Source organism: Burkholderia sp. BCC0397 (assembly GCF_902832865.1).
GTDB lineage: Bacteria > Pseudomonadota > Gammaproteobacteria > Burkholderiales > Burkholderiaceae > Burkholderia.
On the sequence record NZ_CADFDL010000005.1, the window covers coordinates 198,897 to 220,716 of the forward strand.

Genomic DNA, 21,820 nt, shown 5'->3' on the forward strand with positions numbered 1-21,820 from the left:
AAAGAGACTACCCATGACGACACCCGACACCCAGCCGCGCATGACCGCGGTCGTCTGCCACGGCCCCGAGGACTATCGCGTCGAACAGGTCGCGAAGCCGCACCCCGGTACGAACGAGCTCGTGATCCGCATCGCCGCGTGCGGGATCTGCGCGAGCGACTGCAAGTGTTACACCGGCGCCAAGATGTTCTGGGGCGGACCGAGCCCGTGGGTGAAGGCGCCGGTGATTCCCGGCCATGAATTCTTCGGCTATGTCGAGGCGCTCGGCGACGGCGCGGCCGAGCATTTCGGCGTGGCGATGGGCGACCGCGTGATCGCCGAGCAGATCGTGCCGTGCGGCAAGTGCCGCTATTGCAAGTCGGGCCAGTACTGGATGTGCGAGGTGCACAACATCTTCGGCTTCCAGCGCGAGGTCGCCGACGGCGGAATGGCCGACTACATGCGCATTCCGCCGACCGCGATCGTCCACAAGATCCCGCTCGGCGTATCGCTCGAGGATGCGGCGATCATCGAGCCGCTGTCGTGCGCGATCCACACGGTGAACCGCGGCGACGTCCAGCTCGACGACGTCGTCGTGATCGCGGGCGCGGGCCCGCTCGGGCTGATGATGACGCAGGTCGCGCACCTGAAGACGCCGAAGAAACTCGTCGTGATCGACCTGATCGACGAACGGCTCGAACTCGCGCGGCAGTACGGCGCCGACGTGACGATCAACCCGCAGCGCGACGACGCGCGCGAGATCGTCCGCGCGCTGACCGACGGCTACGGCTGCGACGTGTACATCGAGACGACCGGCGCGCCGGTCGGCGTGAACCAGGGGCTCGACCTGATCCGCAAGCTCGGCCGCTTCGTCGAGTTCAGCGTGTTCGGCGAGGACACGACCGCCGATTGGTCGATCATCGGCGATCGCAAGGAGCTCGACGTACGCGGCGCACACCTGGGGCCCTACTGCTATCCGGTCGCGATCGACCTGCTCGCGCGCGGGCTCGTCACGTCGAAAGGCATCGTCACGCACGGTTTCGCGCTCGAGGACTGGGACGACGCGATCCGCGTCGCGAAATCGCCCGAATCGATCAAGGTGCTGCTGAAGCCGGCCCGCTGATGGCCGGCGTGCGCCTCACCGGAGACATCATGGAATACGTCATAGGCGTCGACATCGGCACGCAGAGCACCAAGGCATTGCTCGTCGACCGGCACGGCACGATCGTCGCGCGGCGCTCGGCCGGCTACCAGCCCGATACGCCGCGCCCGCTGTGGGCCGAGCAGTGGCCGCAGGTGTGGTTCGACGCGGTGCTCGACTGCATCGCGGGCTGCGTGAGCGACGCGCGTGCGCAGGGCGTGCCGGCCGATGCGATCCGTGCGGTGTGCGTGAGCAGCCTGTACGGCGGCTCGGGCATCCCGGTCGACATCGACATGCGGCCGCTGCATCCGTGCCTGATCTGGATGGACCGGCGCGCGACCGCGGAAGTCGACTGGGTCAACGAACACGTGAACGTCGAGCGGCTGCGCGTGATCACCGGCAACGGCGTCGACAGCTACTACGGGTTCACCAAGATGCTGTGGCTGCGCGACCAGCGGCCGGACGTATGGGCGAACGTGCGCTATTTCCTGCCGCCGAACGCGTATGTGATCTACCTGCTGACCGGCGAAGTGGCGGTCGATCACAGTTCGGCCGGCAATATCGGCGGCGTGTACGACGTCGCGCGCCGCGAGTGGTCCGACGACGCGCTCGACATGCTCGGCATTCCGGCGACGATGATGCCCGAGCGGCTGGTCGACTCGACGGACATCGTCGGCGGGCTGCTGTCGCAATGGACCGCGCAACTCGGGCTGCCGGCCGGCACGCCCGTCGTCGCGGGCGGCGTGGATGCGGCGGTGGCGACCTTCGCGGCCGGCGCGACGCGTACCGGGCAGCACGTCGCGATGATCGGCACCAGCATGTGCTGGGGCTATGTGAACCGGCATGTCGATGCGCGCCACGGCCTCGTCAGCATGCCGCACGTGTTCGACGGGCAGCGCGACCTGTACGTGTTCGGCGGCGCGATCACGGCCGGCGCGTCGGTCGCCTGGTTTCGCGACCAGTTCTGTCACGCGGAAATCGATGCGGCGCGCCTGCTGCCGCACGGCGATCCGCACATCCTGCTCGAGGAGGCGGCCGAGCGCGTGCCGGCCGGCGCCGACGGCGTGCTGTTCCTGCCGTACCTGATGGGCGAGCGCAGCCCCGTGTGGGATGCGAAGGCGAGCGGCGCGTTCGTCGGGCTGAGTCTCGCGCATACGCGTGCGCATCTTTATCGTGCGGTGCTCGAAGGCGTCGCGTACGCGTTGCGCCACAACATCGAGGCCGGCCGCCGTGGCGCGGTGGCGCTGGACGATCGATTGATCGTCGTCGGCGGCGCCGCGCATTCGGCGCTGTGGATGCAGATCATCGCGGACGTGACGGGTTTTCCGGTGTGGACGATCGAGCAGGACGTCGAAGCCGCGATGGGCGCTGCGCTGCTCGCGGGTGTCGGGGCAGGGCTCGTGTCGCGCGATGACGCGCAGGGCGGCTGGGTCACGCTCGTCGAGCGCGCACGGCCCGATGCCGATCGCGCGAAAACCTACGATGCGCGCTTTTCGCTGTACACGGCGCTGTATCCGGCACTCGAGCCGATCATGCACGGGCTGCGCGCGTCATCATGAACACACGATTCGATTTCGGCGGGTCAACGGTGCTCGTCACGGGCGCATCGAGCGGCATCGGGCGCGCGTGCGCGGTCGCGCTGGCGCACGCGGGCGCGCGCGTCGTCGCGGCGGGGCGCGACATGGCCGCGCTCGACACGCTCGCCGGCGAGATTGCGTGCGATACGTTGCGCATGGATGTCGGCGGCGACGAACACGCGATCGATGCCGCACTCGCCGCGTACGATGCGTTCGACGGCCTCGTCAATTGCGCGGGGATCGCGTCGCTCGAACCGGCGCTCGATGTCGGCGCCGCGCATTTCGATCGCGTGATGGCCGTCAATGCGCGCGGCGCGGCGCTCGTCGCGCGGGCCGTGGCGCGAAAGATGATCGAGCGCGACGGACGCGGTGCTGCGCGTGCGCGCGGCAGCATCGTCAACGTGTCGAGTCAGGCGGCGCTCGTCGGCCTGCCCGCGCATCTGAGCTATTGCGCGTCGAAGGCGGCGATGGACGCGATCACGCGCGTGCTGTGCATCGAACTCGGGCCGCACGGCATTCGTGTGAACAGTGTGAACCCCACCGTCACGCTCACGCCGATGGCGCAGTTCGCGTGGAGCGAACCGGAGAAGCGCGCGCCGATGCTGGCCGCGATTCCGATCGGCCGTTTCGCGCAGCCGGACGAAGTCGTCGAGCCGATCCTGTTTTTGCTGAGCGACGCGGCGTCGATGATCAGCGGCGTGTCGTTGCCGATCGACGGGGGGTATACGGCGCGCTAGACCCCGTCACCGAAGTAGCGGGTTGAGTTCACGGAACGGCCGGCGCGCGGCTAGACCGGATCCTTGCTCGGCGGTCCGTCCGGCTGCTGCGGGTTGTCGTGATGACCGGGCGGCGACGAGAACGGATCGTCTTCCGGATCGCGGTTCGGGTCGGCCGGTGGCTCGGGCGTCGGGGTCGTGTGATCGCTCATGGAGAACTCGCGCAGTGCATGACGGCGGTGGCGCAGTGGAGGCGCCTCGTCTCCGTTATAGGCAATCGGGCGCGCGTTTGCAGCGGGATTCTTGCGGCGGGTTGTCCATCGTCGGAGAAAGCCGTCCATTGACGGCTTACGTGCGGGATCTTGCGGGCCCGCTCGATCGAAGTCAGCGCAAATCCGCCGGTGTATCGACGTCGCGCAGGATGCCGGGATCGTCGACGTCGAGCAGTGTCACCGGCGTGCTGGCGAACAGCGCGCGGGCGCCCGTGTCGCCGTCGAGGGCGGCGAGCGCATCGAAGTGGTGCGCGGCGAAACCGACCGGATGGCCGCGCACGCCGCGATGCGCCGGCGCGACGATCGACGCGTGGTCGGCTTCGAGCGCGCGTGTGATCAATTCGTAGGTGGAAGCGGCAATCCACGGCATGTCGCCGAGCGCGACGAGCCAGCCGTTCGCGTCGGGCGTCGTGCGGACGCCGGCCGCGAGGCTCGCGCCCATGCCGCGCAATGCGTCGGGTGCATAGACGACCTGGCAGCCGGCTTCGTTCAGCAGAATCGCAAGCTTTTCGGCGCCGGGACGCACGACGGCGATTACGTCCGCCGTGGCCGCGGCGAGATGACGGGCGGCGGCGACCGCAACCGGCGTGCCGTCGGGAAGCAGCGCGAGCAGCTTGCTGTGCAGACCGCTTGGGTCGAAGCGCTGACCAAGGCCGCCGGCGAGCAGGACGCCGGTGGCGAGTGACGCATAGGACATCGGCGCGGGGGGGAATGAGACAGGTGCTGCGATTGTGCGGGAGCACACTGGGATCGGCAAGTGAGGATGTTACCGAGTCACGCGTGTCGGATCGGGAAAACTGTCATCGCGATGCTTCGTCGAGCATGCTTTCCTCGACAGGACCGTAAATTGCGTGCGATTCGTTCTGCATGACGGCCCAATAGCGATCGCCGAACGACCAGTGCCACCATTCGGACGGGTAATTCGTGAAGCCGGCGCGGGTCAGCGCGTCGATCAGGATCTTGCGGTTTCCCGCGGCCGCGCGGCTGATGAACGCGTTGTGCGTGTAGCACGCGCCGGACGATTCCTGGTCGGTGGCGTCGAGCATGCACCCCATGTCGAGCTCGGTGCCGTCTGCAGACATCAACGTCAGGTCGACGGCAGCGCCGGTCGGATGGCCCGCGACTTCCGGTGGCGCGACATAGTGGCTCGCGAGTTCGTACAGCGCGTCGTCGGGCGGCGGCGGATTCAGCGTTGCGCGCAATTGCGCGAGATGGCTTGTGAAGTATTCACGCTGGAGCGCGAGGGGGCGGTAGCCTTCCTTGACGTACAGGCGCAGGCCGGCGGGCAATGAGTATGCGGCGGCAACCAGCCGTTCGGCGACACCGCGGCGCACCTTCAGGAAATGCGGGCTTGGGTTGGAAACGACGCTGCGCGAGAGGTCGACGGCGATGCGTTCATCGAATGCGGCGAGATCGACAAACCCTTCGTGCGACTCCTGCAGGGCGATCGACCGGACGGCGGGATCGGAGAGCGGTATCACGGTAGCGGACAAGTGGCGCGAGGACGGTTGCGGGCCACGAGCCGATATCGAGTGCGGCGGCCGCGGTCGTTTTAGTCAGACGAATCGCCAATATGCCTGAGTCCGGCGGAGGATGTGTCGTGGTTCGACCCACGGGCGGGCAACGCTTACCAGAGCGTCTTGACGTGCGCGTACGCGCGGATTTTTTCGTCGCGGGTGACGAGCGGCGCGCCGAGCCGCCGCGCGGTCGCGACGATCATGCGATCGGCCGGATCCTTGTGGAACGTGCCGGGGAGCGACGCAGATTTCGCGGCGATATCGGCGTCGATCGGCACGAAGCGCATGCCGTCGATCTGCGCGACCGTCGCGAGCCACGCATCGACGTCCATCGTCAGCACGAGCCGTTCATGACGCACAAGCATCGCGATTTCCCATGCGGAGATGGCGGACGCGACGAGTGCACTGTCGCCGCGCGCGCGGTCGATCGCGCTGCGCGCCTTCTTGCTGAGCGCCGGATCGCCAGCGGCCCACCACACCAATGCATGCGTATCCAGCACGATCACCGCGACGCCTCCCAATCATCTTCCGCAATCGGATCGATGGGATTGTCGTAGCGCGAGACCGAACCGCGCAATATGTCCAACGGCTGAGCTTCGGGTGCGCGATAGGGGCGGATTTCGAGCGTCGGCTTGCCGTGATCGGTGACGATGAGGCTTTCGCCGGACGCCTCGACCAGCCGGAAATATTCGAGTGCGCGAGCCTTGAATTCGGATTTCGAAACGGGAACGTGCGGCATCATGATATGGGCCTGGTCATGTGACGATAGTCATTTTATGGCGGTGCGGCGAAGGGAGGCAAGTCTCGAAGGTCAAGCGTCGCCGGATGCATGCGAAGCGCGACAGGGTGCGTCGATGCCGGGGCCGGAAGACGCTGCCAGCCTTGCTTGCGTGCTTGCTGTGATCTAGATTTTTTCTATCCGGGTTCTCAGGTGGGAGGGACTGCCATGGAACTGAGCGTAGAACGTGTCGATGTCTGGGCGGCGACCATCGAGGACAAGCCGGGCGGCCTCGCGGCAGTATTAAGCGCTCTGCGGACTGCCGGCGCAGACTTGCAGTTCATCGTCGCACGCCGCACATCGGAGGCGCCGGGCAAGGGCGTCGTGTTTGTCGCGCCACTGCAGGGAGAGGCGGTGATTCGTGCGGCCACGCAGGTGGGGTTCAGCGTCACCCCGAGCGTTCACTCCGTCCGCGTAATGGGTTTGGATCAAATGGGCATCATCGGGCAACTGACCCAGATGCTCGCGGACGGCGCGATCAATCTCCGTGGCGTCTCGGCCGCGGTGCTGGGTTCCCAGTTCATTGCCTATTTCGCGGTCGATTCGATGGACGATGCAGACAAGGCGATCGATATCCTGCAGCGGGCATAAGGCGGCTGCGTGGGACGGTGGACGGGCAGTGGCCGGAAGGGGGCACGCGTTTCAGGACGTTGCGGGGCCCCGCCACATGGCTCAGGTATCCGCCCACCGTCTCAGCAGGTTGTGATAAATCCCGGTCAGTGAAATGACCATCGGATCCTTCGCTCCTTTTTCCGCCGACAAAGCCTGAATCTGCGTATCGAGCTGGAACAGCAGCGTGCGATCGCCGTCGTCGCGCACCATGCTCTGAATCCAGAAGAACGATGCAACGCGTTCGCCCCGCGTCACCGGCGTCACGTGATGCAGGCTCGACGCCGGATACAGCACGAGATCGCCCGCCGGCAGCTTCGCGCGATGCACGCCGTACGTATCCTCGACGCACAGTTCGCCGCCGTCGTACGCATCGGGTTCCGCGAGAAACAGCGTCGCCGACAAATCGCTGCGCACGCGGAAATCCGTGCCGCGCAGCAGCCGGATCGCATTGTCGACGTGCGTGCCGAACGTTTCGCCGCCTGCATAGCGATTGAACAGCGGCGGAAACACCTTGAGCGGCAGTGCCGCCGAAAAGAACAGCGGATGGCGCGCGAGCGCGTCCTGGATCGCGTCGCCCACCGCGCGCGCGGCCGGCGAACCTTCCGGCAATTGCCGGTTGCGTTTCGCGAGCGCCGACTGCGCGCCGGACGTCGCGTTGCCGTCGACCCATTCGGCCGCATCGAGCAGGTCGCGGCATTGCGCGACTTGCGCTTGGGTCAGTACGCCGGGGATATGAAGCATCATGATGCGGATTCCATGGCGTGCGGCGCCAGTTGCATGGCCACCGAACGAAAAGCGTCGACCGGCGACGACACGAGATACGCGCGCATCTTCGCGACGAACGCGGGAGTCGCGGTAGCCGGCACGCGCGCGAGCCAGACGAGCGCTTCGTCGACGCGCCCGCGCTCGGCGAGCAGCCGCGCATAGTTGAACTGGCCGCGGAAGTCGCCGGCAACGGCGGCGCGGCGATAGTGGTCGAACGCGGCGTCGATATCGACCGATACGACCCAGCCGTCCTCGTAGAAGCCGCCGATCAGGTTGATCGACTTCGCATGGCCGAGCGCGGCCGCGCGGCGGAACCAGTCGAGCGCGTCGATGCGATCTTCATCGATGCCATTGCCGAGCGCGAGCGCCGTCGCGTAGTTGTACATGCCCCAGTCGAGCCCCGCCTGCGCGGCGAGCCGGTACCAGTACACGGCGACCGGCGCGCACGCGGCGGTGCCCCAGCCGAACTCGTAGCAGCGGCCGAGCATGTTCATCGCCATCGGATGGCCAGCCCGCGCCGCATGCCGGAACCAGCCGAACGCGGCGGCCGGATCCCGCGCGACGCCGTGCCCGTCGAGCAGGTATTGCCCGTAGACGGCCTGCGCGTCGACGATGCCGTGATCGGCCGCCGCAGCGACCCACGCGGCGGCACGCTCGGGCGGCCCGGCCAGGATGTCGGCGAATTCGCGCGGCGACACCGACGCGAGCGCCTTCAGCGATATGGCCTCCATCGATCAGTAGCGCGCGTTCAGCGTGACGAACGCCGAGCGGCCCGGCGCGATCGACGCGTAGTGCGCCGGATACGCCTGATCGAAGTACGTCCGGTTGAACAGGTTGTTCACGTTCAGCTGCAGGTCGAGCTTCTTGTTGATGCGGTACTGCGCCATCGCATCGAAGCGCCAGTACGACGGCACGGCACGCAGGTTCTGGGGATCGCCGAACACTTCCGACATATAGAACGCACCGCCGCCGACGGTGAACTTCGGCGTGACGTCGTAATTCGACCACATCGTGAGGCTGTGCTTCGGCGTGTTCGGGAAGCGGTTGCCGTTGTTCGCGGCGTCCTTGCCGTTGTCGCGCAGCGCGCTCTTCATGTACGTATAGCCGCCGAACACCTGCCACTGCTTGGTGATCTGCCCGGCGACGCCGAGCTCGAGACCCTGCACGCGCTTGTTGCCGACCATCGCGTACTGGTTGTTCGGCAGCGTCACGCGTGCGTTCGTCGTGTCGATCTGGAACAGCGCGGCCGTCAGCGACAGCTTGTCGTTCAGCACGTTCCACTTCGTGCCGAGCTCGATGCTGCGGTTCTTCTCGGGCGCCATCTGGTCGGCGTTCGGGCCGACGCCGCCGCGGCCCGGCGTGAGCGACTGCGTCTCGCTGCCTTCGCCGAGCAGCATGCCGGCCGGCGTCGACGACGTCGCATACGACGCATAGATGCTGCCGTTCTGCGCGGGCTTGAATACGAGGCCGGCCTGCCAGTTGAACAGCGTGTCGTCGCGCGTATAGGTTTTGCCGCCGTTCGCCTTGGTGTCGGTGAAGCGGGTCGAGTAGTCGTCGACGCGCACGCCGGCGTTCACCTGCCAGCGCGGCGTGAGCTCGATCGTGTCGAAGCCGTAGATCGACTTCGTCGTGGTGCGCGCATGCGCGTAGTCGTTGTTGCGCGTGACTGATCCGGCCCACGGATCGTTCGGGTTCGGCGACCAGAGGCTCGTGCAGTTGTAGCCCGATGGCGCGCCGATGCCTTTCTGGCAGATCTTGCCGGTGTCGGTCGCGACCGTGTACGAATCGCGCTTGCCCCATTCGCGCGACAGCTCGATACCGGTCGTGAAGCTGTGCTTGAACGGGCCGGTGCGGAATTCGCCGAACAATTCGGTCAGGTTCGCGAGGCTGTTGATCGAGCTGTCGCGGTTGTTGTTGCGGCGCCAGACCTTGCCGTTCACCACGTTGCCCTGGCTGTCGTCGGGCTGGGTCCAGATGTAGTCCTGCGTCGATTCCGTGTAGCGCGTGGTGTTGCGCACCGTGAGGTTCGGCGTGATGTCGTGCTCGATCTTGATCGTGCTGATGTCCGACGTGGTCTTGCGGAAGTCGCGGTCGATCAGGCCGTAGAAGTTGTGGCGATCGACGGGCGCCGGATAGATCGTGCCGACGTTCGCGGGCTTGTTCGACGTCGTGTAGAAGTACGGGATGCCGCCGTCGGGCATGTCGTCCGTCTGCAGGTGGTAGTAGCTCGCGGTCACGCGCGTCGGCGTGCCGAGGCCGAACGCGATCGACGGCGCGACGCCCCAGCGCTCGTTGTTGACGGCGTCGCGGCCGGCGACGTCGTTGTTGTGGCTCATCAGGTTCAGGCGGAACGCGGCGTGATCGGCGAACTGCCAGTTGCCGTCGGCGGTGAAGCGGCGATAGCGGTCGGTGCCGAGGCCCGCGCTCGCGGCGGCCGTCGTGCCGAGGTGCGGGGCCTTCGTGATCAGGTTGATGCTGCCGCCGGCGCCGCCGCGGCCGCCGTACGCGCCGTCGGAACCCTTGGTGATCTCGACGCGCTCGGTGTTGAAGATCTCGCGCGTGGTGGCGCCCGTGTCGCGCATGCCGTCGACGAACATGCTGCCCTGCGTGTCGTAGCCGCGGATGAATGGACGGTCGCCGAGCGGGTTGCCGCCTTCGCCGGCGCCGAACGTGATGCCGGGCACGGTGCGCAGCGCTTCGGTCAGCGTCGCCGCACCGCTGCTCTGGATCAGTTCCTGCGGGATCACGGTGACGGATTTCGGCGTATCGACGAGCGGCGCGGTGAATTTCGCCGAAGCGGAAAAGTCGGCCTTGTAGCTGTGCTCGGTCTTGCCCTGGATCTCGATCGGCGCGAGGTGGCCTTCGGTGCTGGCGGGCGCCGCGGGCGGCGTGCCGTCGGCAAAGGCGGGGCTCGCGGCGAGCACGCTGCACAGGGTGGTGAATTTACCGAGCTTCAGCTCGTCGGGACGGGACTTCATGGTGCGCTTCGACCTCGCGGTGTGGCCCCGGGGTACTGCGGAAATGTGCATGCCGCCGGGAATTATTACGATTTGTTTTCAGGCCGCATTCTATGTAATTTTCTGTTGAATGAGAAGCGTTCTTGTTCTCGTTTGTAAGGGAATTGTTGACGAATGTTGCGGAGGGCGAAGGCTTGTCGGGCGCGGAAGGATGGCCAATTGGCCGAGTATGAAGGGTGTGGCGGTGGGATTAGAGTGGTTGCGTCGCGTGCCGCCGAGTGACTGCAAAATGCTAAGATGAATGCATCGAAAGTATTTTGAAGGATTGAAACGTGCCCGTCATGACTGTTCGAAATTTGCCTGATGAGGTGCATCGCGCGCTTCGGATTCGTGCAGCCCGGCATGGGCGCAGTACCGAAGCCGAGGTGCGCGCCATCCTCGAGCAGGCCGCTTTGCCAGACGGACGACCGAAGCTCGGCACGTTGCTGATAGAAGTCGGGCGGGGAGCCGGAGGCGTCGATTTCGACGTCGAGCGCGACAACACGCCAACCCATCCGATGAGCTTCGAATGATCCTTGTTGATACGAATGTCATGACCGAGCCGCTCCGGCGCGAGCCGAACGCGGCGGTGATCGAGTGGCTCGATGCGCAGAACGTCGAGACGTTGTTTCTCGCCGCGATCAGTCTCGCCGAAATTCGATTCGGCATTGCGGCGTTGCCGGAAGGGCGACGGCGAGACAGGCTGCATCAGGGCATCGAGCAGCGCGTGTTGTCGCTGTTTCGAGGCCGGATTCTGCCGTTCGACGATGCGGCGAGTAAAGCATACGCGAGCTTTCGGGCGCGGGCCCGTGTTGCAGGTAACACGATCGCGGATGTCGATTGTTTTATCGCCGCCACGGCCGAGGCGAACGGCCTGATCGTGGCCACGCGCGACGTCGCGCCGTTCCAGGCGTTGGGCCTGCGCGTCATCGACCCATGGGGTGAGTAGTCCGCGATCGTCGGTTCTTTCACCGCGCCGAAATGAAAAACGCGCCGTGCAACACCGCGCGTTTCGAATCGAGCAAGCGTGCCCGCTCCCGGAGGCGATGGCGGGCGCGAGACTTCCGGTGCGGCGTCAGTCGATTCCGTGAAACACCGCATCCTCCGGCCCGAGGTATGCCGGCGGGCGCCACGTCGCGTCGCGCATCGAATGCTGGACGAGATTCTCGACACCGAGCAGCACCGCGAAGATCGCCATCCGCACCGGAATGCCGTTGTCGGTCTGCCGGAAGATCGCGAGGCGCGGGTCGCGGTTCAGGTCGACCGACAGGTCGTTCGCGCCGGGCCGGCTGTCGCGCGGCAGCGGGTGCATGATCAGCGTGTCGGGCTTGCACACCGAGTCGACGAGCGCCTGGTTGATCTGGAAATCCGGCGTGTAGCCTTCGAACGACTCGTCGGTGAAGCGCTCCTTCTGGATCCGCGTCGCGTAGACGACATCCGCGCCGCGCAGCCCGGCCGCGAGGTCGGTCGTCTGCTCGACCACATGGCCGTTCGTCGCGATCTGGTCGACGATGTACGTCGGCATCTCGAGCGTGGGCGGCGATACGAGCGTGAACTTCAGCCCGCGGTACAGCGCGAGCAGCTTGACGAGCGAGTGCACGGTGCGGCCGTACTTCAGGTCGCCGACCAGCGCGATGTGCGCGCCGTCGACGATCTTGCCGAGCCGCGAAAACTCGCGCTGGATCGTGTAGAGGTCGAGCAGCGCCTGGCTCGGGTGCTCGCCGGGGCCGTCGCCGCCGTTGATCACCGGCAGGTTGGTTGCGCGCGCGAATTCGGCCACCGAGCCTTTTTCCGGATGGCGGATCACGAGCGCGTCGACGTAGCCGGCCATCACGCGGCTCGTGTCGTAGATCGATTCGCCCTTGGCCATCGACGAGAACGTGAAGCCCGTCGTGTCGCACACCGAGCCGCCGAGCCGGCAGAAGGCCGCGCCGAACGACACGCGCGTGCGCGTGCTGGCCTCGAAGAACAGGTTGCCGAGCACGGCGCCTTCGAGCACGCGCGAAATCTTGTGGCGTCGCGCGATCGGCTGCATGACATCGGCCACGCGGAACAGCGCCTCGACCGAATCCCGCGAGAACTGGTCGACCGAGATCAATTGCGGCTTGCCTTCGAACAGGAACTGCTTCGAGAGCCCTTGTTTGTCTACGCTTTGCGTATAGTTCTCGCCGTCCGGTGCCGAGCGTTCGACGATTTCCGACACGAAGCGCTCGACGATCTCGGGCATCCCGCGCGATTCCTGCGAATCGTCCGGAAGCAGCCAGGTATCCAGCGCGCGCCGGCTGACACCGATGCGATTCGCGAATGCCTCGCGGGTCATGTTGAGGCGGCGCATCGCGTCGCGGAGGAAGGCTTGCTGGGGAACGGTCATCGGCGGCTCCTGGCGGAAAATATACGCGGTGCGTATATTAGTTCCTGGCGCAGTGAAGTCAAGAAAAATCTGCGCGCACGGGTGGTGTGGCGCGCATGACACTCGGCGGGGCCGTACTGGCGCGCGGCGTGCGTCTCCGTATAATCAGGTCAGGCCCCGTGTCCGGTAGCGTGCCGGGCGCCGCGCCACAAACGATTCGCCCGGTCGGGCTTGTTGATTCGAAGGAGAATGAGAATGACGCGTACGATTGCTGCAATGTTGCTGGTGGTGACCGCCGCGCTCGCCGGTTGCAATACGGTCGCCGGCGTGGGCCAGGACATTTCGAAGGGTGGCCAGGCGATCAGCGATTCGGCTGAAAAGGCCAAGTAAGCCGACCGGTTCCGGAATGCAGAAGGCGCCGGGCCGCCTCGCAATTGCGGGGCGGCCCGGCGCCTTTTTTTGCGCCCGAGTCGATGCGGGCGGCGTCAGGCGCGTTCCACGAACGCGTAGCGGCCTTCGACCTTGCGCGGCGTGAACCAGCCGTAGTCGGGGAACAACCGGTTGCGGACGAACCACACGTAACCGACCAGCACGACCGTGATCGCGAGGCTCGGCAGCGCGGCCGCCGGGTCGCGCCCGAGATCGGCGACGGTCTTCGGCACCTGCAGCAGCGAAAGCAGGATGAACGCGTGATACGCGCCGACACGATTGGTCGCAAAGCCCCAAATGAACAGCAGCGACAGCGGCACGGTCAACGCGAGGAAGACGGTGACGAGGACGCCGCCGGCGCCGGATGCGAAGAAGTAGTACGCAAGCATCAGGCTGATGACCAACTGTGCGATGCCGAGCGCGATCAGGATCCGGACGTGCACCTTGTTCTTGCGGCAGCGTTCGGGGTCCGGGCTCGACGCGATCAGGTGCGCGAGCACGCGATCCTTCAGCCCCTGTCCGGACAGTTCGGCCAGTGCGTCGGCCTTCCTCGTTCCCGCGGATAGCAGCACCGCGATTCTTGTTTTGGCTTCCTTCCTGTTCATTGCCTGGCGGATTGTTGTTCGATGGTTGTCAAAGGGTTCGGCCACGCGAATATTGCATCTTGCGTAGCCGTGCGCAACGGATTTGCGGTGCGCGGACACATTCCTACAGTCGCCGGCTGCGTGGCGGGAAGGCGGGGCCGACAGGGGATGCGACGGGAGGGAGCCGCCGCCGATTCCGCTGGACGCGATGAACGCGAGTCAGTCGATGGCGGTCTGCGCGGCGAGCGTACCGCGTGATTCGACGGGGGGCTCGCGCCGTCGCGTCGCGCCGATGAGCATGCCGGCGACGACGAGCGCGATGCCGGCGACACGCGTGGCGGTCAGCGTTTCACCGAACAGCGCGACCGCGAACAGCACGGCCGAAACCGGCGCGACCGCCGTGAACAGGGCCGCCTCGGTGCCGCTCGTGCGCGCCGAACCCGCATACCAGCACAGGTAGCCGAGCACGGTTGGAATCAGCGCGTAGTACACGATCGCCGACACGGCGCCGACGGTCCAGCCGCTCGCCGCCGCACGCCATTCGAGCGCGGCCGGCACGAGTGCGAGCACGAAGCCGAGGCCCGACATCGCGGTGGAAAGCGCGAGCGGCGGCAACGGCGCGGCAAGCCGCCGGTTGAGCAGGATGAAGACCGCTTCGCATGCGACGGCCGCCAGCACCAGCGCATCGCCGGCAAGCGTCTGGAGCGACGGCGGCGCGTGGCCCGGCGCGAACGTGACGAACAGCACGCCGGCCGTGGCGAGCGCGGCGGCCAGCCAGTCGCGCGGCGTCTGCCGCTCGCGCAGCACGACGGCCGCGATCAGCGTCGACATGGCCGGCAGCGTGCCGAGCATCACGCCCGCATCGAGCGGCGACGACAGCTTCGTGCCGCTGATCAGCAGCACCGTATAGCCGACGCCGCCCGCTGCAGCCTGGATGACGAGCAGCACGGCGTCGCGTGCGGAAATGCGTGGCCAGCGCATGCGCTGCGCGCGCATCAGCGCGAACAGCAGCGGGGTCGCGATCAGAAAGCGCAGCGCGGTGGCCGCGAACGGCGGCAGGCCACCGGCCGCGAGACGGCTCGCGATGACGGTGCTGCCGACGCCCGCCATCGCGGCGGCGAGATAGAGATAGCCAATCAGTCGTGTCTTCATGCGCCGCATCGTCGCGTACGGCGGCAGGGTGCGTCTTGAACGAAATTGCAGCAGAGGGAGGTGCTGAATGCGGTGCGCCGTCGACATGTATGGACGCAATAGGTCGCGGCTGCCGTCGAGGTGGCAACCGCATTTCGAATGCAGTGCGGCCTCGCACTGCGCGGGCGACAGCGTTACTTAACCCGTCTGCGTGAACCGCCCCGGCGTGATCCCGAACTGGCGCGCGAACGCGCGCGTCAGGTGGCTCTGATCGGCGAAGCCGGCTTCGGCCGCGGCATCGGCGATCGGCAGGCCGCTGGCCAGCAGCGCGCGCGCCAGCCGCGTGCGCGACTGAACCAGATAGGCATGCGGCGTGATGCCGAGCTCGCGCGCGAAGCCGCGCAGCAACTGGAAGCGGCTGACGCCGCTCAGGTCCGCCAGCTCGGCGAGCGACACGGGGGCGGCCGGCGCCGCGTCGAGCCGCTCGCGGGCGACGCGGACCGCCGGCGCGACGCCCGCCACCGGCAGCGTGCGGTTCGCGTGCCGGGCGAGCAACCCTGCGACGAGCATCACGAGCGCTTCGTCGCGGGCCAGCGGCTGGGTTTCGCCTGCGACGATGCGTGCATGCAGCCGGCCGACGGCGGCCGCGAGCCGCGTGTCGCGCACGGCCGGATGCGCAAGCTCGACGCCGCCGAGGCCTTCTTCCGCCGCGACGCCCGCGACCAGCGCGGGGGCGAGGTACAGCATCCGCCAGCGCCGGCCGGTGCCGGCCTCGAGCGGCGAGCCGTCGTGCATCTCGCCGGGGTTGACCATGATCGCGTCGCCGGCCCGCGCGTCGACCTGCCCGCGGCCGCTCCACGACCGGTGCGCACCGCTGACGATCACGCCGACCCCGAATTCGTCGTGCGCGTGGCGCGGAAACGCGCGATCGGATTCGAGGCTGATTGCCTCGATGCCTTCGCCGGTGCGTCGGTAGTGGGTGACACGGTGCATGTGCGCTCCTCGCGCCGGTTGCGGCGCGGATCACGTGCACTTTAGCGCGTTCCGGCGCCACGCGCCCTTCATCCTTTTGGCGGATACCGCGCGGCGCGCGCAGCCCGCACCATGTGCACATGAGCAGCGTACATGGCCCGCCGGGCCTGAAGCTGCGCGGGAGACGGCAGGTGGAACGACAGGATCCGGTATTCATTCAGGTGGGCGCGCTCGCGGACGGCTTCGCGCCGGAGGCGAACGTCCTCGCACCCGTCGACGCGCTCGTCGGGCGGACGCTGGCGCTCGGTGACGCATCGGGCGCGTGGCGCGTCTATACGTTCGAACCGGGCGCGCTGCAGTGGCGCGATGCGGCCGCCGATACGGACGGCCGCGCGCCGTGCCGCGTGACGCGGCTGCGCGACGGCCTGTACTTCGTCGACTACATCGATGCCACCGCTCGGGCGACATCGGTGAGCCTCGTGATCGATCTCGACACCGGCGTGTGGACGTCGGTCGTCGGTACGCTGCCGACGGAAGCCGACACGCGCATCGATGCGTTCACGCGCGTCGCGCGCGGGCTGCCGCTGACGGCCGTCGATGCGCAATTCCGGCACGGCACGCTCGGCGGCCATATGCAGCCGGGGCCGCTGCATGCGCCCACGCGCGAACTGATCGGCAAGCGGACGATGTACCGCTACAGCCCGACCGAATGCTACGAGCACATCTACCTGAACGAGAATTTCTACGCGTGGCAATGCCTGAAGGGCGTCGAAGGCGGGCTGGCCGACGTCGACCGCTGTCACTATTTCAGGATCGCAGACGAACTGTATCTGTTCGTGTGGCGCGAAAAGGTGGTGCCGACGCTCGGCGTCGTGCTGATCGACCTCGCGCAGCGCAAGACCGACGGCAAGATCTTCGGTTATCAGGGCGGCGATTTCGGCACGCTGTCGAATTTCCAGATCGGCGCTTACGCGCAGGTGCTGAACGAAACCGTGCACCCGCTCGGCGGCGAGGCGCAGCGATGACTGCCGTGCGGGGCAGCGGCCGCTTGCGTGCGGACTTCAGCGGGCGGGTCGTGCTCGTCACGGGCGCCGCGCAAGGGATCGGCGCGGCGATCGCGCGCCGTTTCGCGGAATCCGACGCGTTCGTCGCGGTCGCCGACCTGAACGGTGATGCGGCAGCCGCACAGGCCGACGCGCTGGCCAGCGCGGGCGGCGACGCACGCGCGTATCAGGTCGATGTCGCGAGCCGGGATGAACTGGGTGCGCTCGTTGCGGCCGTCGAGCGCGATGGCGGCCGGCTCGATGTCGTCGTCCACAATGCCGCGTATTTTCCGCTGACGCCGTTCATGCAGATCGACGAGCCGACGCTCGACCGCACGCTGTCGGTCAACCTGTCGGCGCTGTTCTGGCTTGCGCAGGCCGCGTTGCCGGCATTCGAGCGCGCGGAGGCCGGGCGGCTGCTCGTCACGTCGTCGGTGACGGGGCCGCGCGTCGCCTATCCGGGGCTGGCGCATTACGCGGCGTCGAAGGCCGGCGTGAACGGCTTCATTCGGGCGGCGGCGCTGGAGCTGGCGCGGCGCAACGTGACGGTCAACGGCGTCGAACCGGGGATGATCCGCACGCCGGCGGCCGGCAATCTCGGCGACGCGTCGGTCGCGGCGCAGATCGCGCGCGACATTCCGCTGGCACGGATGGGCGAGCCGGAGGACATCGCGAACGCGATGCTGTTTCTCGCATCGGCCGACGCCGCGTACATCACCGGGCAGACGATCGTCGTCGACGGCGGGGCGACCTTGCCGGAGAGCGGGGCGGTGCTGGGGGACGGGTAGCGATGAGCCAGCGAGGGCGGTGGTTGCGGCGAGGCCGTGCCGGCATAGGGTGCGGCCCGCGCCATGCGAAGCCGTGCCGCATGCCGCCGCCGCGACTACAGCCAGCCGTTGCGGATGAATTCGACGATCGAATAGCGACGATGCTCGAGATCGTGCTGCCGGACGGCCTCGACGATGCGCGATACGCCATCCGCATAGGGCGTCGCGCCGGATACGCGCGATTCGAACTGCAGGCTGCATGCGCCGTCGTCGATGCGGATCCGGTGAACCGCATGGCGGCCGAGCTGATCGTCGGGGATGCCGAATTCGCTGCGCTGCACGGCCGGGTCGCGCACGGAGCGGATGTCTTCCGGCTGCACGCCGAGCGACTGGGCGATGCCGACGGCCGTGCCGGGGACGGACGTCTTGCCGGCCTGATGCGACTCGGTCACGCCGATCTCGCAGTCGCGAAACAGGTGGCCGCAGGTTTCCAGCATGCTCATGAACTTGAGCATCAGGATGTTCGTGTTCGGACACAGCACGACCGGAAAGCCGTATGTCCCGGTTTCGAGGTCGGAGCCGGTCGACAACTCGACGAGCGGCGACGCGGTGGCCTGGCAGAACGCGATCGCCGCGGCGAGTTCGCGGCCGGAACCGGCATGGACGACGATCGACCGGGCGTCGGTTCGCGTGCTGTCCGACCACGGCATCACGCGACAGGTGGCCGGGTCGAGCTTGTGCGAGCCGAGCAACTCGTTGGCGAGCTTGCCGGTTCCGATGACGAGTACTTGCATGGGATTGACGGGTTGAGGTTCGGGATGCGAGGCGGCGCGGGCGCGGGCCGTCGGGCTGGCCGGGCCGGCTGTCGCGCCGCGCGCCACGCCTGGCGACCATCGCGCATTATGCCCGGCCGTCCGACTGCGCGCTTGCCGAGCCGCGCCGGCAACGTCGTGACGTCCTGCGGCGCATGGATCGCGATGCGTCTCGCGACGGTGCCAGCCGCGCTTGCGCCCGATGGTCACAGCGAAACGACAGGGAAGCTGCGCCACCGCGCCCTCATCGCCGTGCGCACGAACGCGTGAACGGCGCTACGCTGTCGGCATTTCATCCCACCACCCTCGATCCAGGAGAACACATCGATGGAACACGACCTGAAAGGCAAGGCAGTCGCGATCACCGGCGGCTTCGGTCATCTGGGCGTCGCGACGGCCGCGTGGCTCGGCGCGCGCGGCGCACGCGTCGCGCTGATCGGCCGCGGCGCGGCCCCGGCGGCGCAGGCGCTGCCCGGCGTGCCGGCCGATGCGCTGCGCATCGGCGGCATCGATCTCGTCGACCCGCAGGCCGCCGCGCAGGCGCTCGAAACGATCAACCGCGAATTCGGCCGGGTCGACGCGCTGCTGAACATCGCCGGCGCATTCGTGTGGCAGACGATCGCCGACGGCGATGCCGCCACGTGGGACCGCATGTACGAACTGAACGTGAAGACGGCGCTGAACGCGTCGAAGGCCGCGCTGCCGTACCTGGTGGCGAGCCAGGCCGGCCGCATCGTCAACATCGGCGCGGGCGCGGCGTTCAAGGCCGGCGCGGGAATGGGCGCGTATGCGGCCGCGAAGGCAGGTGTCGCGCGGCTCACCGAGGCGCTGGCGGCGGAACTGCTCGATCGCGGCGTGACCGTGAACGCGCTGCTGCCGAGCATCATCGACACGCCGCCGAACCGCAAGGACATGCCCGACGCCGACTTCTCGCGCTGGGTCCGGCCCGAACAGCTCGCGGCGACGATCGGATTCCTGCTGTCGGCCGACGCGCAGGCGATCACCGGTGCGTCGATTCCGGTGAGCGGCCGCGTGGCGTAGTGCGCCGGGGGAGGGCTCGCCGGGGCCGGCCGTGCGTACAATGTCGCACCGGATTGCGCGACCCGAACCCGAGACCCGAACCTGAGACCATGACTCAGCCCACCATCCTGATCGTCGAAGATGAACAGGCGATCGCGGACACGATCGTCTATGCCCTCGGCACCGACGGCATGCAGACCGTCCACTGCACGCTCGGGCAGGCGGCGCTCGACCGCCTGCGCGATACGCGTGTCGATCTCGTGGTGCTCGACGTCGGCCTGCCGGACCTCGGCGGCTTCGAGGTATGCCGGCGGCTGCGCACGTTCACCGATATTCCGGTGATCTTCCTGACCGCGCGGCACGACGAGATCGACCGGATCGTCGGGCTCGAGATCGGCGCCGACGATTACGTCGTCAAGCCGTTTTCGCCGCGCGAACTGGCCGCGCGGGTGCGCGTGATCCTGCGCCGCTTCCACCGGACGGCCGCGCCGGAACCGGCGCCCGCACTCGCACCTGCCGAGGCGCCCGCACCCACCGGCGCGCCTGCGCCGGTCGCCTCCGGCTTCACGCTCGACACCGACGGCGCGCGCGTGTCGTGGCTCGGCCATGCGCTGGACCTCACGCGCTACGAATTCGGGCTGCTGGCGCTGCTGGTGCGGCATCCGGGGCGCATCTACTCGCGCGAGCAATTGATGGATCTCGTGTGGCACGAGGCGTTCGATTCGGCTGACCGCACGGTCGACACGCACATCAAGACGCTGCGCGCCAAGCTGCGCGCGATCGATCCCGAGCGCGACCCGATCCGCACGCATCGCGGGATGGGTTATTCGCTGCAACCGTAACGACCGGCACCGCCCATGCATATCGGCCTGCGCATCTTCTTCGGCTTTTTCCTGATCGTCGGCCTGGCCGCGCTGATCACGCTGCGCGTGTTCGTGCAGGAGGTGAAGCCCGGCGTGCGCGAAGCGATGGAGGACACGCTCGTCGATACCGCGCAGGTGCTGGCGACGCTGGCCGCCGACGACATGGCGAACGGGCATATCGCCGACGGCACGTTTGCGCGGCAGCTCGGGAAACTGCACGAGCGCCCGGTCAGCGCGAACGTGTGGGGGATCCAGAAGAACGCGATCGGCTACCGCCTCTACATCACCGACGCGCACGGCATCGTGCGCTACGACTCGTCCGGCAGCGCGGTCGGGCAGGACTATTCGCGCTGGAACGACGTGTACCGGACGCTGCGCGGCGAATACGGCGCACGCAGCACGCGCAGCGATCCGAACGACGACAGCAGCACCGTGATGCACGTGGCGGCACCGATCCGGCGCGGCAACGAGATCATCGGCGTGCTGACGATCGCGAAACCGAACCAGACGGTCGCGCCGTTCATCGCGCGCAGCCAGCGCAAGATCATGCTGTACGGCGCGTTGCTGATGGGCGGCGCGATCCTGATCGGCGCCGCGTGCACGTGGTGGCTGGTGCTCGGGCTGCGGCGCCTGCAGCGCTATGCGCGCGCGATCGCGGCCGGCGAACGCGCATCGATGCCGCTGCAGGGCGCGAACGAGCTGGCCGAGCTCGGGCGCGCGGTGGAAAGCATGCATCAGCGGCTGGAAGACCGGCAGTACGTCGAAACCTACATCCACACGCTTACGCATGAGATGAAAAGCCCGCTGGCCGCGATCAGCGGCGCGGCCGAGCTGTTGCAGGAAGACATGCCGGTCGCGAACCGCCGGCGCTTCACCGAGAACATCCGCCGCCAGGCCGGCCGCCTCGAACAGATGATCCGCAAGCTGCTCGCGCTGGCCGAGGTCGAGCAGAAGCAGCGCTTGTCGGTGCACGAGCCGGTCGCGCTGCGGCCGGTGCTCGAACAGCTCGTCGACGATCTCGAGCCGCGCGCGCGGCAGCGCGGCGTGAACCTGCGGATCGACGCGAACGATGCGAACGATGGGGCCGATCCGCCGATCGTCGACGGCGATCCGTTCCTGCTGCGGCAGGCGCTCGGCAACCTGCTCGACAACGCGCTGGATTTCGCGCCGCAGGGCAGCACGATCCGGATCGCGCTCGAGCGGCAGCCGGCGGGCAGGGCGCACGTTGCGATCGTGCGCGTCGCGGACGACGGCCCCGGCGTGCCCGACTATGCGCTGTCGCGCGTGTTCGAGCGTTTCTACTCGCTGCCGCGCCCCGACGGGCAGGATCGCAGCACGGGCCTCGGGCTGTGCTTCGTCCGCGAAGTCGCGATGCTGCACCGCGGCCAGGTCGCGCTCGCGAATCGCGCGGAAGGCGGCGCGTGCGCGACGCTCACGCTGCCGTCGGCGGGCTGACCGCGCGCTTCACGTTCGCCACACATTCGCTTCACGCCGGC

At 67.7% G+C, this 21,820-nt stretch carries 25 protein-coding genes; 12 read left to right on the plus strand and 13 right to left on the minus strand.

Going from position 1 to position 21,820, the window contains the following annotated elements:
• The first annotated feature begins 13 nt into the window (after positions 1-13).
• The 3 genes from HWX03_RS18350 to HWX03_RS18360 are packed head-to-tail and all read left to right on the plus strand — an operon-like array spanning position 14 to position 3,434.
• Positions 14-1,102, plus strand: a complete 1,089-nt coding sequence (locus HWX03_RS18350) for an alcohol dehydrogenase catalytic domain-containing protein (RefSeq protein ID WP_175872139.1) — start codon at positions 14-16, stop codon at positions 1,100-1,102.
• 29 nt (positions 1,103-1,131) lie between these two features.
• Positions 1,132-2,679 carry an FGGY-family carbohydrate kinase gene (locus HWX03_RS18355; RefSeq protein WP_175872140.1) on the plus strand — a complete coding sequence of 516 codons (1,548 nt, stop codon included), beginning with the start codon at positions 1,132-1,134 and terminating at the stop codon, positions 2,677-2,679.
• A complete protein-coding gene (locus tag HWX03_RS18360; protein ID WP_175872141.1) occupies positions 2,676-3,434 on the plus strand; it encodes an SDR family oxidoreductase in 759 nt (252 codons plus the stop codon). The genes HWX03_RS18355 and HWX03_RS18360 overlap by 4 nt, the downstream gene beginning before the upstream one ends.
• Before the next feature lie 50 nt (positions 3,435-3,484).
• Here HWX03_RS18360 and HWX03_RS18365 read toward each other — a convergent pair whose 3' ends face one another.
• The 5 genes from HWX03_RS18365 to HWX03_RS18385 form a co-directional block, all read right to left on the minus strand.
• On the minus strand, positions 3,485-3,625 hold the full coding sequence (locus HWX03_RS18365) for a hypothetical protein (RefSeq protein WP_012339712.1): 141 nt from the start codon (positions 3,623-3,625) through the stop codon (positions 3,485-3,487).
• Positions 3,626-3,797: 172 nt separating this feature from the next.
• A complete protein-coding gene (locus HWX03_RS18370; protein WP_175872142.1) occupies positions 3,798-4,382 on the minus strand; it encodes a nucleotidyltransferase family protein in 585 nt (194 codons plus the stop codon).
• Between the two features lie 103 nt (positions 4,383-4,485).
• Positions 4,486-5,166 carry a M15 family metallopeptidase gene (locus tag HWX03_RS18375; protein ID WP_244132668.1) on the minus strand — a complete coding sequence of 227 codons (681 nt, stop codon included), beginning with the start codon at positions 5,164-5,166 and terminating at the stop codon, positions 4,486-4,488.
• Positions 5,167-5,312: 146 nt separating this feature from the next.
• On the minus strand, positions 5,313-5,708 hold the full coding sequence (locus tag HWX03_RS18380) for a type II toxin-antitoxin system VapC family toxin (RefSeq protein ID WP_175821824.1): 396 nt from the start codon (positions 5,706-5,708) through the stop codon (positions 5,313-5,315).
• Entirely contained in the window at positions 5,705-5,944 is a 240-nt protein-coding gene (locus tag HWX03_RS18385) for a type II toxin-antitoxin system Phd/YefM family antitoxin (protein WP_174431077.1), read from the minus strand. Before HWX03_RS18385 ends, HWX03_RS18380 begins: the two co-directional genes overlap by 4 nt.
• A 204-nt stretch (positions 5,945-6,148) precedes the next feature.
• On the opposite strand from HWX03_RS18385, the gene HWX03_RS18390 reads away from it, so the two are divergent.
• The gene (locus tag HWX03_RS18390) at positions 6,149-6,571 is read left to right on the plus strand and encodes an amino acid-binding protein (RefSeq protein WP_175872144.1); all 423 of its coding nucleotides are present in this window, start codon (positions 6,149-6,151) and stop codon (positions 6,569-6,571) included.
• Positions 6,572-6,652: 81 nt separating this feature from the next.
• On the opposite strand, the gene HWX03_RS18395 is transcribed toward HWX03_RS18390, so the two are convergent.
• Genes HWX03_RS18395 through HWX03_RS18405 form a run of 3 tightly spaced genes read right to left on the minus strand, consistent with a single transcriptional unit; the run spans position 6,653 to position 10,335 of the window.
• Complete coding sequence (locus tag HWX03_RS18395; RefSeq protein ID WP_175872145.1) at positions 6,653-7,336, minus strand: Fe2+-dependent dioxygenase; 684 nt, start codon at positions 7,334-7,336, stop codon at positions 6,653-6,655.
• On the minus strand, positions 7,333-8,088 hold the full coding sequence (locus HWX03_RS18400; RefSeq protein ID WP_175872146.1) for a tetratricopeptide repeat protein: 756 nt from the start codon (positions 8,086-8,088) through the stop codon (positions 7,333-7,335). Before HWX03_RS18400 ends, HWX03_RS18395 begins: the two co-directional genes overlap by 4 nt.
• A gap of 3 nt (positions 8,089-8,091) precedes the next feature.
• Complete coding sequence (locus HWX03_RS18405; protein ID WP_175821820.1) at positions 8,092-10,335, minus strand: TonB-dependent siderophore receptor; 2,244 nt, start codon at positions 10,333-10,335, stop codon at positions 8,092-8,094.
• 311 nt (positions 10,336-10,646) lie between these two features.
• Here HWX03_RS18405 and HWX03_RS18410 point away from each other — a divergent pair, with 311 nt between their 5' ends.
• Both HWX03_RS18410 and HWX03_RS18415 read left to right on the plus strand, forming a co-directional pair.
• Complete coding sequence (locus tag HWX03_RS18410) at positions 10,647-10,886, plus strand: Arc family DNA-binding protein (protein ID WP_175821819.1); 240 nt, start codon at positions 10,647-10,649, stop codon at positions 10,884-10,886.
• On the plus strand, positions 10,883-11,302 hold the full coding sequence (locus HWX03_RS18415; protein WP_174431071.1) for a type II toxin-antitoxin system VapC family toxin: 420 nt from the start codon (positions 10,883-10,885) through the stop codon (positions 11,300-11,302). The genes HWX03_RS18410 and HWX03_RS18415 overlap by 4 nt, the downstream gene beginning before the upstream one ends.
• A 126-nt stretch (positions 11,303-11,428) precedes the next feature.
• Here HWX03_RS18415 and HWX03_RS18420 read toward each other — a convergent pair whose 3' ends face one another.
• Complete coding sequence (locus HWX03_RS18420; RefSeq protein WP_174386841.1) at positions 11,429-12,724, minus strand: aspartate carbamoyltransferase; 1,296 nt, start codon at positions 12,722-12,724, stop codon at positions 11,429-11,431.
• A gap of 234 nt (positions 12,725-12,958) precedes the next feature.
• Between HWX03_RS18420 and HWX03_RS18425 the strand changes: the two genes are divergently transcribed.
• Positions 12,959-13,093, plus strand: a complete 135-nt coding sequence (locus tag HWX03_RS18425; protein WP_006485835.1) for an entericidin A/B family lipoprotein — start codon at positions 12,959-12,961, stop codon at positions 13,091-13,093.
• Between the two features lie 95 nt (positions 13,094-13,188).
• Here HWX03_RS18425 and HWX03_RS18430 read toward each other — a convergent pair whose 3' ends face one another.
• The 3 genes from HWX03_RS18430 to HWX03_RS18440 form a co-directional block, all read right to left on the minus strand.
• Complete coding sequence (locus tag HWX03_RS18430; protein WP_175872147.1) at positions 13,189-13,737, minus strand: permease; 549 nt, start codon at positions 13,735-13,737, stop codon at positions 13,189-13,191.
• A 198-nt stretch (positions 13,738-13,935) separates the two neighbouring features.
• Entirely contained in the window at positions 13,936-14,868 is a 933-nt protein-coding gene (locus tag HWX03_RS18435; protein WP_175872148.1) for a DMT family transporter, read from the minus strand.
• A 177-nt stretch (positions 14,869-15,045) separates the two neighbouring features.
• Entirely contained in the window at positions 15,046-15,840 is a 795-nt protein-coding gene (locus tag HWX03_RS18440; protein WP_175872149.1) for an AraC family transcriptional regulator, read from the minus strand.
• 170 nt (positions 15,841-16,010) lie between these two features.
• On the opposite strand from HWX03_RS18440, the gene HWX03_RS18445 reads away from it, so the two are divergent.
• Both HWX03_RS18445 and HWX03_RS18450 read left to right on the plus strand, forming a co-directional pair.
• The gene (locus tag HWX03_RS18445; RefSeq protein ID WP_175872150.1) at positions 16,011-16,844 is read left to right on the plus strand and encodes a molybdenum cofactor biosynthesis F family protein; all 834 of its coding nucleotides are present in this window, start codon (positions 16,011-16,013) and stop codon (positions 16,842-16,844) included.
• Positions 16,841-17,650: an SDR family oxidoreductase gene (locus HWX03_RS18450; protein WP_175872151.1), complete on the plus strand. Its 810-nt coding sequence runs from the start codon at positions 16,841-16,843 to the stop codon at positions 17,648-17,650. Before HWX03_RS18445 ends, HWX03_RS18450 begins: the two co-directional genes overlap by 4 nt.
• A 95-nt stretch (positions 17,651-17,745) precedes the next feature.
• On the opposite strand, the gene HWX03_RS18455 is transcribed toward HWX03_RS18450, so the two are convergent.
• On the minus strand, positions 17,746-18,423 hold the full coding sequence (locus HWX03_RS18455) for a dihydrodipicolinate reductase C-terminal domain-containing protein (RefSeq protein WP_175872152.1): 678 nt from the start codon (positions 18,421-18,423) through the stop codon (positions 17,746-17,748).
• Between the two features lie 345 nt (positions 18,424-18,768).
• Between HWX03_RS18455 and HWX03_RS18460 the strand changes: the two genes are divergently transcribed.
• From HWX03_RS18460 to creC, 3 genes are all read left to right on the plus strand, one after another.
• Positions 18,769-19,482: an SDR family NAD(P)-dependent oxidoreductase gene (locus tag HWX03_RS18460; RefSeq protein ID WP_175872153.1), complete on the plus strand. Its 714-nt coding sequence runs from the start codon at positions 18,769-18,771 to the stop codon at positions 19,480-19,482.
• A gap of 89 nt (positions 19,483-19,571) precedes the next feature.
• Complete coding sequence (gene creB / locus HWX03_RS18465) at positions 19,572-20,303, plus strand: two-component system response regulator CreB (protein WP_175872154.1); 732 nt, start codon at positions 19,572-19,574, stop codon at positions 20,301-20,303.
• Between the two features lie 15 nt (positions 20,304-20,318).
• Positions 20,319-21,779 carry a two-component system sensor histidine kinase CreC gene (gene creC / locus HWX03_RS18470; protein WP_175872155.1) on the plus strand — a complete coding sequence of 487 codons (1,461 nt, stop codon included), beginning with the start codon at positions 20,319-20,321 and terminating at the stop codon, positions 21,777-21,779.
• Positions 21,780-21,820 lie beyond the last annotated feature (41 nt).

Bases quoted from the DNA above. Each gene is read 5' to 3' on its own strand.
- HWX03_RS18350 (WP_175872139.1), top strand. From the start codon at position 14: ATGACGACACCCGACACCCAGCCGCGCATGACCGCGGTCGTCTGCCAC.
- HWX03_RS18355 (WP_175872140.1), top strand. From the start codon at position 1,132: ATGGAATACGTCATAGGCGTCGACATCGGCACGCAGAGCACCAAGGCA.
- HWX03_RS18360 (WP_175872141.1), top strand. From the start codon at position 2,676: ATGAACACACGATTCGATTTCGGCGGGTCAACGGTGCTCGTCACGGGC.
- HWX03_RS18365 (WP_012339712.1), bottom strand. From the start codon at position 3,625: ATGAGCGATCACACGACCCCGACGCCCGAGCCACCGGCCGACCCGAAC.
- HWX03_RS18370 (WP_175872142.1), bottom strand. From the start codon at position 4,382: ATGTCCTATGCGTCACTCGCCACCGGCGTCCTGCTCGCCGGCGGCCTT.
- HWX03_RS18385 (WP_174431077.1), bottom strand. From the start codon at position 5,944: ATGATGCCGCACGTTCCCGTTTCGAAATCCGAATTCAAGGCTCGCGCA.
- HWX03_RS18390 (WP_175872144.1), top strand. From the start codon at position 6,149: ATGGAACTGAGCGTAGAACGTGTCGATGTCTGGGCGGCGACCATCGAG.
- HWX03_RS18395 (WP_175872145.1), bottom strand. From the start codon at position 7,336: ATGATGCTTCATATCCCCGGCGTACTGACCCAAGCGCAAGTCGCGCAA.
- HWX03_RS18400 (WP_175872146.1), bottom strand. From the start codon at position 8,088: ATGGAGGCCATATCGCTGAAGGCGCTCGCGTCGGTGTCGCCGCGCGAA.
- HWX03_RS18405 (WP_175821820.1), bottom strand. From the start codon at position 10,335: ATGAAGTCCCGTCCCGACGAGCTGAAGCTCGGTAAATTCACCACCCTG.
- HWX03_RS18415 (WP_174431071.1), top strand. From the start codon at position 10,883: ATGATCCTTGTTGATACGAATGTCATGACCGAGCCGCTCCGGCGCGAG.
- HWX03_RS18420 (WP_174386841.1), bottom strand. From the start codon at position 12,724: ATGACCGTTCCCCAGCAAGCCTTCCTCCGCGACGCGATGCGCCGCCTC.
- HWX03_RS18425 (WP_006485835.1), top strand. From the start codon at position 12,959: ATGACGCGTACGATTGCTGCAATGTTGCTGGTGGTGACCGCCGCGCTC.
- HWX03_RS18430 (WP_175872147.1), bottom strand. From the start codon at position 13,737: ATGAACAGGAAGGAAGCCAAAACAAGAATCGCGGTGCTGCTATCCGCG.
- HWX03_RS18435 (WP_175872148.1), bottom strand. From the start codon at position 14,868: ATGAAGACACGACTGATTGGCTATCTCTATCTCGCCGCCGCGATGGCG.
- HWX03_RS18440 (WP_175872149.1), bottom strand. From the start codon at position 15,840: ATGCACCGTGTCACCCACTACCGACGCACCGGCGAAGGCATCGAGGCA.
- HWX03_RS18450 (WP_175872151.1), top strand. From the start codon at position 16,841: ATGACTGCCGTGCGGGGCAGCGGCCGCTTGCGTGCGGACTTCAGCGGG.
- HWX03_RS18455 (WP_175872152.1), bottom strand. From the start codon at position 18,423: ATGCAAGTACTCGTCATCGGAACCGGCAAGCTCGCCAACGAGTTGCTC.
- HWX03_RS18460 (WP_175872153.1), top strand. From the start codon at position 18,769: ATGGAACACGACCTGAAAGGCAAGGCAGTCGCGATCACCGGCGGCTTC.
- creB (WP_175872154.1), top strand. From the start codon at position 19,572: ATGACTCAGCCCACCATCCTGATCGTCGAAGATGAACAGGCGATCGCG.
- creC (WP_175872155.1), top strand. From the start codon at position 20,319: ATGCATATCGGCCTGCGCATCTTCTTCGGCTTTTTCCTGATCGTCGGC.